Annotated in this window: 1 protein-coding gene; it reads left to right on the plus strand. The window is 75.2% G+C overall.

What is annotated here, in order from left to right; translation table 11 throughout:
- The first annotated feature begins 262 nt into the window (after positions 1-262).
- Complete coding sequence (locus tag AC5WRL_RS15965; RefSeq protein WP_496089194.1) at positions 263-12955, plus strand: amino acid adenylation domain-containing protein; 12693 nt, start codon at positions 263-265, stop codon at positions 12953-12955.
- The last annotated feature ends 26 nt before the right edge of the window (positions 12956-12981 follow it).

The following is a 12981-nucleotide window of genomic DNA, read 5'->3' on the forward strand; positions in this document are numbered from 1 at the left end:
GCGAACGCACCTGTCTTACGCCCTCACCACCGGCCGGGCCGGAACCCGCCCGGTGTGGCACCGCAAGCAGTGGAGTTGCTGTGCCGGCCCGGTTCTCGCTCAGCACGGTGTGCGCGCTCGGCTCTCGCAGCGCACGCCGCGGATGTCACCCGACCGTCCGAGCGGTCATCCGCCCCGAAGGCGGGGCCGCGTTTCCCGCCCCGCCGCGCAGCATCCCGATTCCTCCCCGGCGCGATGGCCGGGGCATCCTTGGAGGTTCCCGGTGAAAACGACGTCAGGCCCCGAGGACATTCTGCCGCTGTCCCCGCTCCAGGAGGGGCTGCTCTTTCACGCGCTGTACGACGAGGGCGGCGCCGATGTGTACACCGTGCAGGTGGTGCTCGAACTGCGCGGTCCGCTGGACGCCGGGACGCTGCGGGCCGCCGCCGGGGTGCTGCTGCGGCGGCACGCCAATCTGCGGGTCGGGGTGCTGCACCCGAAGGACAGCGCGCCGGTCCAGGTGGTGGCCCGGGCGGTCGAACTGCCGTGGCAGGAGGCCGATCTGCGGGAGCTGCCGGAGCCGGAGCGGGCGGCGGAGGCCGACCGGCTACAGGCGGTGGAGCGGGGGCGGCGCTTCGATCTGGCGCGTCCGCCGCTGATGCGGATGCTGCTCGTCAGGACGAGCGACGACGGCTGGCGGCTGCTGTGGAGCTTCCACCACATCCTGCTGGACGGCTGGTCCACCTCGGTGCTGCTGGGCGAGCTGTTCGAGCTGTACGGGGCAGGCGCGGAGCCGGCCGGGCTGCCGGCGGTCACCCCGTTCCGGGAGCATCTGGCGCTGCTGGCCAGCCTGGACCGGCCGGCCGCCGAGGGCGCCTGGCGTGCGGCGCTGGACGGGATCGATGGCGCGACCCGGCTGGCGTCGCCCGCCAGGGACCGGGAGATCATCCCGCCCCGGCAGTTGGCCCTTGAGCTGTCGGAGTCGGCGACCGAGGCGCTGGCGAAGACCTTGCGCGGCCACGATGTCACGTTCAGCAACGCGGTGCACGGCTGCTGGGGACTGCTGCTGTCGGCGCTGACCGGCCGGGACGATGTCACGTTCGGCACCGTGGTCTCGGGCCGGCATCCGCGGCTGCCCGGGGTGGAGCGGATGGTCGGGATGCTGATCAACACCGTGCCGGTACGGGTACGGTGCCGACCGGGGGATTCCCTGATCGAGGTGGTCGGCCGGGTCCAGTCCGAGCAGCTGGCCATGACGGACCACCAGTTCACCGGGATGCGGGAGCTGCACCGGCTGGCCGGTCACGACGAACTGTTCGACACCTATGTGGCGTTCGAGAACTTCCCGTTCGATCTGGAGAGCCTGCGGAAGCTGGCCGGCGATCTGACGATCGAGCACTTCGATGTGCTGGACGCCAACCACTACCCGATGTGCCTGGTCTCCCACGTACTGGAGGGCCGGCTGCGGCTGGTGCTCAACTACCGTCCCGATCTGTTCGACGAGGACGCGGTGGCGGCGCTCGGCGGGCGGCTGACCCGGCTGCTGGAGGCGCTGGCCGAGGACCCGGGGCGGTCACTGGCCGCCGTCGATCTGCGGTCGGACGGCGAGCGGCACCACCGGGAGCCGGGGCAGCCGGGGGAGTGGGGGGAGCCCGGGGACATCGCCCCGTGCCCGTTCCCGGCGCTGTTCGCCGCCCAGGTGGCCCGTACCCCCGACGCGCCGGCCGTGGAGTCGGCCGGGGAGACCCTGAGCTACGCGGAACTCGCCGACCGCTCCGGTCGGCTGGCCGCCGAGCTGGCCGCGCTGGGGGTAGGGCCCGAGCGGACCGTGGCGCTGCTGCTGCCCCGCTCGGTGGAGTCGGTGGTCGCCCGGCTGGCGGTCATGCGCACCGGCGCCGCCTTCCTCCCCGTTGACCCGGAGTATCCGGCGGAGCGGATCGCGTTCATGCTGGCCGACGCCGCCCCGGCGGCCGTCGTCGTGGCCGGAGCAGCGGACGGCATACCGCTGCCGGCCGGCTGCCCGGTGCTGCGGTACGGGGCGGCGCCGCTGCCCGAAGCCGCCCCGCCCGCCCTGGACATCCCGGTGGACGCCCCCGCCTATCTGATCTACACCTCGGGCTCCACCGGCATCCCCAAGGGCGTGCTGGTCACCCACCGCGGCCTGGCCGCCCTCGCCGCCACCGAACGCGAACGCTTCGCGGTCCGCGCCGGCGACCGGGTGCTCCAGTTCTCCAGCCCCAGCTTCGACGCCTCCGTGCTGGAGCTGACCATGACGCTGACCGCCGGCGCCGCCCTGGTGGTGCCGGAGCCGGGCCCGCTGGCCGGCGAACCGCTGGCCGATGTCATCCGCGAGCGCCGGGTGACGCACGCCCTCATCCCGCCGGCCGCGCTGGCCGGAGTGCCCGCCCAGGGGCTGCCGGACTTCGGGTGCCTGATCGTCGGCGGCGACGCCTGCCCGCCGGAGCTGGTGACCCAGTGGGCCGCCGGCCGGCGGATGGTCAACGCGTACGGCCCGACCGAGGCCACCGTGGCGGTGACCATCTCCGGGCCGCTCACCCCGGACCCGGAGGGCGGCCCGCCGCCGATCGGCCGGCCGGTCGCCGGGACCCGCTGTGACGTGCTGGACCCGCTGCTGCGCCCGGTGCCACCGGGAGCGGTCGGCGAACTGTACGTGGCGGGCCCTGGCCTGGCCCGCGGCTATCTGGGCCGGCCGGCGCTGACCGCCGAGCGGTTCACCGCCGACCCGAACGGGGCGCCGGGGGACCGGATGTACCGCACCGGCGATCTGGTGCGCCGCCGCCCGGACGGCCACCTGGAGTTCGTCGGCCGCGCCGATGACCAGCTCAAGATCCGTGGCTTCCGGGTCGAACCCGGCGAGATCGAGAGCGCGCTGACCCGGCATCCGGACGTGGCCCGGGCCGCCGTACTCCCGCACCGGCCGCGCGGCGGCGGCGCCCAGCTTGTCGGCTACATCGTGCCGCCGCCCGGCCGCACCGCGCCGGACGCCGCCGAACTGACCGCGCACGCCGCCCGGCTGCTGCCTGAGCACATGGTGCCCTCGGTGTTCATGGCGCTGCCCGAGCTGCCGCTCATGGTCAGCGGCAAGCTCGACCGGGCCGCGCTGCCCAAGCCGGTCACGGCCGTCACCGGCCGCGCACCCGCCACCGACCGGGAGAAGCTGCTGGCCCGGCTGTTCGCCGAGGTGCTGGGCCTGGCGGCGGTCGGCGCCGAGCAGAGCTTCTTCGAACTGGGCGGCGACAGCATCGGCTCCATCCAGCTGATCAGCCGGGCCCGCAAGGCCGGGCTGCGGCTCACCCCCCGCGATGTGTTCACCCACCGCACCGTGGCGGCGCTGGCCGAGGCCGCCCGCGACACCGGTACGACGGGCCCCGGCACGGCCCCGGCGCCCAACCCGGCCGCCGCCGAGGACGACGCGGTCGGCGCGGTGCCGCTGACCCCGATCATGCACTGGTTCAGCACCCATGGCGGGCCGGTGGACCACTTCCACCAGGCCATGCCGGTTCCGGTGCCCGCTGGGCTCGGCCTGGACCGGATCACCGAGGTCCTCCAGGGGCTGCTCGACCGGCACGACGTGCTGCGGCTGCGGCTGCGCCGGGTTGAGGAGATAGGCGAATGGACCCTGGAGATCCCGCCCCGGGGCACCGTCCCCGCGAGCGGCTGCCTGCACCGGGTGCCCGTCGCCGGGCTGCTCCCCGAGCGCCGCGCCGAACTCGCCGCCCGTGAGGAGAGCGCCGCCGGCACCCGGCTGGTGCCCGAGGACGGCCGCATGGTGCAGGCCGTGTGGTACGACGCCGGTCCCGGCGAGCCCGGCCGGCTGTGGCTGGCCATCCATCACCTCGCCGTGGACGGCGTGTCCTGGCGCATCCTGCTGCCCGAACTCACCGCCGCCCTCGACGCCGCCGCCCAGCACCGGCCGTACCAGCCCGAGCCGGCCGGCACTTCCTTCCGTACCTGGGCCCGGCAGCTGACCGCCGCCGCCGCCGAGCCCGACCGGCTGCGCGAACTCGCCCGGTGGCAGCGGATGCTTGCCGCCCCCGACCCGCTGCTCACCGGCCGCCCGCTGGACCCGGAGCGGGACACCCTGGCCACCGCCGGACAGCTCACCCTGGAACTGCCCACCGACGTCACCGGGCCGCTGCTGGGCGCGGTGCCCGCCGCGTTCCGCGCCGAGATCAATGATGTGCTGCTGGCCGCGCTCGCGGTGGCCGTCGACGACTGGCGGCGGCGGCGCGGCGTGGGCGGCGGCGAGGGTGTGCTGGTCGGCCTGGAGGGGCACGGCCGCGAGGACATCGTGCCCGGCGCCGACCTGTCCCGTACGGTCGGCTGGTTCACCAGCCTGTACCCCGTACGGCTCGACCCGGGACCGGCGACCGGGGCGGGCCGGCCGCTGGCCGCGCTCAAGCGGGTCAAGGAGACCCTGCGGTCCGTCCCCGACCACGGCATCGGCTACGGCATGCTGCGCCATCTGCACCCCCGGGGCGCGGTGGCACTGTCCCGGTTCGCCGAGCCGCAGATCGGCTTCAACTACCTCGGCCGGCTCGGCGCGGCCGACGAGGGTACGGGCCCGGGCGCCGGCGCCGCGCTGCTGGGCGGCGGCGCCGATCCGGCGACCCCGCTGCCGTACACCCTCACCGTCAACGCCATCACCGAGACCCATCACGACGGGCCCCGGCTCAGCGTCACCTGGACCTGGCCGCAGGGGCTGCTGGCCCGCGCCGACGTCGAGCCGCTGGCCGCCGCCTGGTTCGGCGCGCTGCGCGAGCTGGTCACCGAGGCCGGCGCGCACCGCCCCGGCGCCGCCCCGGCCGGCGGCCTGGTGCCCTCCGATCTGCCGCTGGTCGCCCTCGGCCAGGACGAGATCGAGGAACTCGAACGCCGCCGACCCGGGCTGACCGATGTGTGGCCGCTCTCCCCGCTCCAGGAGGGTCTGCTCTTCCACACCGACTACGACCAGCGGGCCGACGAGGACGTCTACATCACCCGGATGGCGCTCGACGTACGCGGCACCCTGGACGTGCCGGCGCTGCGTGCGGCGGTCGCCGCGCTCCCCGCCCGGCACGCCGTGCTGCGCGGCTGTTTCCACCGGCTGCCGGACGGCCGCCCGGTGCAACTGGTGCCGGACCGCGTCGAGGTGCCCTGGACCGAGCGTGACCTGAGTGCCCTGGACGGCGCGGCGCGGGCGGCCGAACTCGACCGGCTGCTGGCCGCCGAACGCGCCCACCGCTTCGACCCGGCCACCGCGCCGCTGCTGCGCTTCACCCTCATCAAGCTGGGCGCCGACCGGCACCGGCTGCTGTTCGCCGCCCACCATCTGCTGCTGGACGGCTGGTCGGCATCCGTGCTGGCCGAGGAGTTGTTCGAGCTGTACGGGCGGGCCGGGGACGCCGCCGGCCTGCCGCCGGCCCGCCCGTACCGCGACTATCTCGGCTGGCTGGCCCGCCAGGACCGCACCGCCGCCCGGGACGCCTGGCGCACCGCGCTGGCCGGGGTCGACGGGCCGACGCTGATCGCCACCGGCGCGCCCGGCCACCGGGCCGCCCTGCCGGAGCGGATCACCGACGAGCTGCCGGCCGGGCTGACCGCCGCGCTCGGCGAGGCCGCCCGGCGGCACGGGCTGACCATGAACGCCGTGGTGCAGGGCGCCTGGGGCATTGTGCTGGCTGGGCTGACCGGCCGCCGCGATGTGCTGTTCGGCGAGACGGTCTCGGGCCGGCCCCCCGAGCTGCCCGGGGTGGAGTCCATGGTGGGGCTGTTCACCAATCAGCTTCCGGTACGGGTACGGGTGGACCCGGACCGGTCCCTGATCGACACGCTCACCCTGACGCAGCGGCGGCGGGTGGAGCTGCTGGCGCACCACGCGCTGGGGCTCACCGAACTCCAGGAGCTGGCCGGGCTGCCCACCCTGTTCGACACGGCGATTGTCTTCGAGAACTTTCCGGCCGGAACGGACGGGGCCGCCCCCGTGCACGGCCTCACGCTGTCCGAGGTCGATACCAAGGGCGACAACCACTACCCGCTGGGTATGGTCGTCACCCACGACGCCACCCGGACCGTCCTCAACTGGTACTACCGCCCCGATCTGGTCGATCCGGCGCTGGCCGGCGCGGCCGTCCGGCAGCTTCGCCGGGTGCTGGAGGCCGTGGTGGCCACCCCCGAACGCCCGCTGGGCCGGCTCGATCTGCTGGGCGAGGCCGAGCGGGAGCGGCTCACCGCGCTGGCCGCCGGCCCGGTACGGCCGGTCGCCGAGGCCGTACTTCCGCGGCTGATCGAGGAGCGGGCCGCCCGCCACCCCGACGCCGTCGCGGTGAGCTGCGCCGGCGAGGAACTGACCTACCGGGAGCTGAACACCCGGGCCAACCGGCTGGCCCGCGCCCTGATCGCGCGCGGCGCCGCCCCGGAGCGGCTGGTGGCGGTTGCGCTGGAGCGGTCCGCCGAGCTGGTGGTGGCGCTGCTGGCGGTCCTCAAGTCGGGCGCCGGCTATCTGCCGGTCGACGCGACCCACCCCGCCGAGCGGGTGCGGCAGGTCCTGACGGACGCCGCGCCCGGCCTGGTCCTCACCACCGGCGCCGTGGCGGCCGGGCTGCCCTGCCCCGGCATCCCCCGGGTCGAGCTGGACGACCCGGCGCTGCGTGCCGAACTGGCGCAATCCGCCGGCCAGGACATCACCGACGCCGAGCGTGCCGCGCCGCTGCGCCCCGGCCACCCGGCCTATGTCATCTACACCTCCGGATCGACCGGCCGCCCCAAGGGCGTACTGGTCACCCATCGTTCGGTGGTGGACTATCTGTCCTGGACGGCCGGCGCCTACCCGGGCGCGGCCGGGACGGCGCTGCTGCACTCGCCGGTGACCTTCGATCTGACGGTGACCGCGATGTTCACCCCGCTGGCGGCGGGCGGCACCGTGGAGCTGGCCCCGCTCGCGGAGGACCCGGCGCTGTCGGCGCGGCTGGCCCGGCGGCCGTGCACCTTTCTGAAAGCCACCCCCAGCCATCTGCCGCTGCTGGAGGCGCTGCCGCCGGAGTTCTCCCCCGGCGAGCTGCTGCTCGGCGGCGAGCCACTGCTGGGCGAGGCGGTGGCCCGCTGGCGGGAGCGGCACCCCGACGCGGTGCTGTGGAATGTGTACGGGCCGACCGAGGCCACCGTGAATGTCACCGAGCACCGGATCGCCCCGGGCGAGGAACTGCCCGCCGGGCCGGTGCCCATCGGCCGCCCGCAGGGCAATGTCCGCGCCTATGTGCTGGACGCCCACCTGGGGCACGCCGCGGACGGTACCCCCGGCGAGCTGTATCTGGCCGGCCCCTGCCTGGCCCGCGGCTATCTGGGCCTGCCGGCCCGCACGGCGGAACGCTTCGTCGCCGACCCCTGGGGGCCGCCGGGGGAGCGGATGTACCGCACGGGTGATGTGGTGTGCCGGCTGCCGGACGGCGTACTGGTCTTCGCCGGCCGCGCCGATGACCAGCTCAGCGTCCGGGGGCACCGGGTGGAGCCCGCCGAGATCGTGGCGGCCATCGCCGCCCTGCCGGGGGTCGCCGCCCAGGCGGTGGCACCGCGCGCGGGCCATGTGGTGGCCTATGTGGTGCCGGACCGCACCACCGACGAGGGCGGCGCGCTCACCGGGGGTGCCGTACGGGATGGGCTGGCCGCTGTGCTGCCCGGCTATCTGGTACCGGACGCGGTCATGCTGCTGGACGCGCTGCCGCTGACGGTGAACGGCAAGCTGGACCGTACGGCCCTGCCCGAGCCCGAGTTCGGCACCGCCACGTCCACCGCCGCCGGCCCGCGCGCCCCGCGTACGCCCGGCGAGGAGATGCTGTGCACGCTCTTCGCCCAGCTGCTGGACCGCCCCCGGGTCGGCCCCGACGAGGACTTCTTCCGGCTCGGCGGCAACTCGCTCAGCGCGGTGCGGCTGCTCAGCCGCGCCCGGGCGCTGTTCGGCGTCCAGGCCGATGTCCGCGCGGTGTTCGAGGCCCCGACCCCGGCGCTGCTCGCCGCCCGGCTGACCGCCGCCGAGGACCGGGGGGACGTCCCCGAGCTGACCGCCAGGGCACGCCCCGCCCGTCCGCCGCTGTCCTTCGCGCAGCTGCGCCTGTGGTACCTGGGCCGGCTGGGCCAGGGCGACCCGGGCGCGTACCACCTGCCGATCGCGGTACGGCTCAGCGGCGACCTCGACCCGGCCGCGCTCGGCGCCGCGCTGGGTGATGTGGTCGCCCGGCACGAGAGCCTGCGCACCGTCTTCCCCGACCGGGATGGCAAGCCCTGGCAGCGGGTGCTGCCGCCCGCCGAGGCCGGCGTGCCGCTGCCGGTGGCCACCCTGGGAGAGGAGGAGCTGCCGGTCGCCCTGCGCGAGGCCGCCGGGCAGCCCTTCGACCTGGCCACCGAACTACCGGTACGGGCCACCCTGTTCCGCACCGGACCCGCCGCGCACGTCCTGCTGCTGGTGGTGCACCACATCGCCACCGACGGCTGGTCCAACGCGCCGTTCGCCGCCGATCTGTCCGCCGCGTACACCGCGCGCCTGGCCGGCCGGGACCCCGGGCTGCCGCCGCTGCCCGTCCAGTACGCCGACTACACCCCCTGGCAGCGCGAGCTGCTCGGCGAGGAGAGTGACCCCGACAGCCTGGCGGCCCGTCAGCTCGCCTACTGGACGGAGGCTTTGGCCGGGGCGCCGGCCGAACTCGACCTGCCGGCCGACCGGCCGCGCCCGGCGGAGTTCAACCCGGCGGGCGACAGCGTCGCCTTCGAGCTGGACGCCGCCCTGCACGCCCGGCTCACCGAGCTGGCCCGCGACCACCAGGTCACCCTGTTCATGGTGGCCCAGGCCGCGCTCGCCACCCTCCTCACCCGCCTCGGCGCCGGCACGGACATCCCCATCGGCACCGCCGTGGCCGGCCGCACCGACCCGGCACTCGACGACCTCATCGGCTTCTTCGTCAACACCCTGGTGCTGCGCACCGACACCTCCGGCAACCCGGCCTTCGCCGAACTGCTGGGCCGGGTCCGCGCCACCGACCTGGCCGCCTACGCCCACCAGGAGCTGCCCTTCGAGCGCCTCGTGGACCGGCTCGGCGGCGCCCGCACGATGGCGCACACTCCGCTGTTCCAGGTCTTCCTGGCCCTCCAGAACAACACCGCAGGACGCCTGGAACTCCCCGGCCTGACGGCGAGCCCCGAACCCGCCCCCATCGACACCGCCAAGACCGACCTGGGCATCGAACTCACCGAGGAGTACGCGGCGGACGGCACCCCGGCCGGGATCCGTGGCCTGGCCACCTTCCGTACCGATCTCTTCGACCGGGCCACCGTGGCATCGCTGGCCGAGCGGTACGCCGTCCTGCTGGCGGCGGCCGTCGCCGACCCCGGGCAGCCGGTCGGCGCCATCGACCTGCTGCGGCGGCCCGAGCGGCAACGGGTGCTCACCGACTGGAACGCCACTGCCCGGCCGGTGGCCGACACCACCTTCCCCGAACTGTTCGCCGCCCAGGCCGCCCGCACCCCCGAGCACACCGCCGTGCTCGCGGATGGGCAGCGGCTGACGTACCAGCAGCTCAACGCCCGCGCCAACCAGTGGGCGCACCAGCTGCGCGCGCTCGGCGCCGGGCCCGAGCGGCGGATCGCGGTCGCGCTGCCCCGGTCCGCCGAATGGCTGGCCGTCACCCTGGGCGTCCTCAAGTGCGGCGCGGTCCATCTGCCCATCGACCCCGACCACCCGGCCGAGCGGATCCGCCGGCTGCTCCACGACGCCCGACCCGCGCTGCTGCTCACCGACGGCGCCGCACCGGTGGACGCCCCGGACGGCGCGGTACGGGTCGTGGTGGACGACCCCGGGGTACGCGCCGCACTGGCCGCCCGCCCGGCCACCGACCCCGCCGGGGTGCCACCGCACCCCGACCACGCCGCGTACATCATCCACACCTCGGGCTCCACCGGCCGCCCCAAGGGCGTGGTGGTCACCCACCAGGGCATCCCCGCGATGGCCGGCGCCCATGTCGCGAACTTGGGCATCGACGCCGACAGCCGGATCCTTCAGGCGGTCTCGCCGGCCTTCGACGTCTCCATGGCCGACCTGGCCATGACCCTGACCGCCGGCGCCACCTTGGTCCTGCCCGGCAGCCACCAGCAGCCGGCCGGCGACGAACTGGCCCGGCTGATCCGTACCCACCGGGTCACCCATCTCCAGATCACCGCCGGGGTGCTGGCCACCCTCCCCGACGGCGAGCTGCCCACCCTGCGCACCTTGGCCGTGGGCGGCGAGCCCTGCCCGCCCGCCCAGGTCGCCCGCTGGTCGGCGGGCCGCCGGCTGGTCAATGTGTACGGGCCGAGCGAGACCACGGTCTGCTCCACCATGAGCGGGCCGCAGTCGGGCGAGGTCAGCCCGCCGATCGGCCGCCCGTTGTGGAACACCACCGTGTACGTACTGGACGCCTGCCTGCGCCCGGTGCCGCCCGGGGTGGCCGGCGAGCTGTACATCGCCGGCAGCGGGCTGGCGCGCGGTTATCTGGGCCGGCCGGGGCTGACCGCCGAGCGGTTCGTGGCCCATCCGCTGGGCGCGCCCGGCGAACGCCTGTACCGCACCGGCGACCTTGTGCGCTGGACCTCGGACGGCGAGCTGGTGTTCACCGGCCGGGCCGATGACCAGGTGAAGGTCCGGGGCTTCCGGATCGAGCCGGGCGAGATCGAGACCGTGCTGGCCACCCACCCGAAGGTCGACCAGGCGCTGGTGACGGTGCACGAGGACGGCTCCGGGCACCGGCGGCTGGCGGCGTGGGTGACGGTGAAGGGGCCGCGAGCCGCCTCGGCGGAGGCGCTGCGCGGCCATCTCGCGGAGCGGCTGCCGGCCCACATGGTACCGGCGGTGTGCACCACGCTGGACTCGCTGCCGCTCTCCCCGAACGGCAAGATCGACCGGCGGGCGCTGCCGGCCCCGGACTTCGCCACCCGGCCGGCCGGGCGCGAGCCGCGCGACGCGGCGGAGCGCACCCTGTGCCGGCTGGTCGGCGAACTGCTGGAGCTGGAGCGGGTCAGCCCCGATGACGGCTTCTTCGACCTGGGCGGGGACAGCATCGTCTCCATCCAGCTGGTGAGCCGGGCGCAGGCGGCCGGGCTCGACTTCACCCCGGCCGATGTGCTGCGATACCGGACGCTGGCCGACCTGGCCGCCGCGGCCCGGAAGACCGCCTTGCCCGTACCGGCCTCCGAGTCGGAGGGGGAGCCGGTGGTGCCCGCACTGGTACGGCTGGAGCCGCGCGAGCTGGCGCTGCTGTCCACCGGCGGCACCGCCCCCGACGAGGTGCTGCCGCTGGCCCCGCTCCAGGAGGGGCTGCTCTTCCACGCGCTGTACGCCGAACGGGAACTCGACTTCTACACCGTCCAGTTCGGCCTCGACCTGGAGGGCGGCGCCGACCCGGACCGGCTGCGCGCCGCCGTCGCCGCGCTGCTGGTACGCCATGCCAATCTGCGGGCCGGCTTCGCCCACCACGGACTGTCCCAGCCGGTGCAGTTCATCCCCGCCACCGTGGAACTTCCCTGGTCCCAGCTGGACCTGAGCACGCGCCCGGCGGCCGGGCGGGACGCCGAGCTGGACCGGATCATGGCGTACGAGCGCCGCGAGCCGTTCGACGCGGCCCGGCCCCCGCTGCTGCGCTGCGTCCTGGTGGACCGGGGCGCGGGCCGCAGCCGACTGGTGTTGACGTTCCATCACCTGCTGCTGGACGGCTGGTCGGCGCCCGTTCTGCTGGATGAACTCATGCGGCTGTACAACAGCGCGGGGGACGCCTCGGTGCTGCCGCCGGTCACCCCCTACCGGGGCTATCTGGCCTGGCTGGCCGGCCAGGACCAGGACGCCGCCGGGCACGCCTGGCAGACGGCGCTGGCCGGCCTGGACGGCCCGACCTTGGTCGCCGCGCCCGGCGAGACGGCCGGGGCCGTACCCGCCGAGCGGGTCACGGCCACCTTCGGCTCCGCCCTGGTGACCGCCCTCAAGGTGCTGGCGGGCCGGCACGGCAGCACGGTGAGCACCGTCGTGCAGGCGGCCTGGGGGCTGTTGCTCGGCGGGCTCACCGGCCGCACCGATGTCACCTTCGGCACCACCGTCGCGGGCCGCCCGGCGCAGCTGGGCGGGATCGAGCGGATGGTCGGCCTGTTCATCAACACGGTGCCGGTAAGGGTCGGGTTCGATGCCGGGCTGACCGTGGACGAGATGCTGGCCGAGCTGTGGCGGCGGCAGTCTGAGCTGCTGCCGCACCAGCACACCCGGCTGGTGGACATCCAGCGGCGGGCCGGGCACGGCGATCTGTTCGACACGCTGTTGGTGTTCCAGAACGTGCCGGCGGACGGCGCCGGGTTCGGCGGCGAGGGCGACCGGGTGCGCGCCGTGGACCTGGTGATGAACGACGCCACCCACTATCCGCTCACCCTGGACGCCGGTCTGGACGGCAGCCGGCTGCACTGCCGGCTCGCCTTCCGGCCCGAGGTGTGCGACGCGGGGCAGGCCCAGGCGCTGCTGACGGCGCTGGGCGAGGTGCTGGCCGGCATGGCCGCCGATCCCGGGCGGCCGGCGGCCGGTCTTGCGCTGCGGCCGGCCGGCTGGCCCACGACACAGGCCATCGTGACCTCGCCGGCCTTGGCACCCGACGTGGCCGTGGATGACGACGGGATGGACGAGGCGGCCGTCGCAGACCGGGCGCGGGTACTGACGGTGCTGGTCACCGAGCTGCTCCGGACCGAAGAGGTCGGCCTCGACGACGACTTCTTCCAGCTGGGCGGCGACAGCATCGTCGCCATCCAGCTGGCCGGCCGGGCCCGCAAGGAGGGCCTGCTGATCGGGCTGCGGGACATCTTTCGGCAGCGGACCGTGGCCGGGCTGGCCCGCGTCGCCCGCCCGGTGGACGCCGGCGAGGCGGCCCCCGACGTATCCATCCGGGATCTGTCACCGGAGGACATCGATGCATTCGAGTAAGCACCCCAAGCCGATGAAAGGACCCA

The organism is Streptomyces sp. NTD107 (assembly GCF_059510435.1).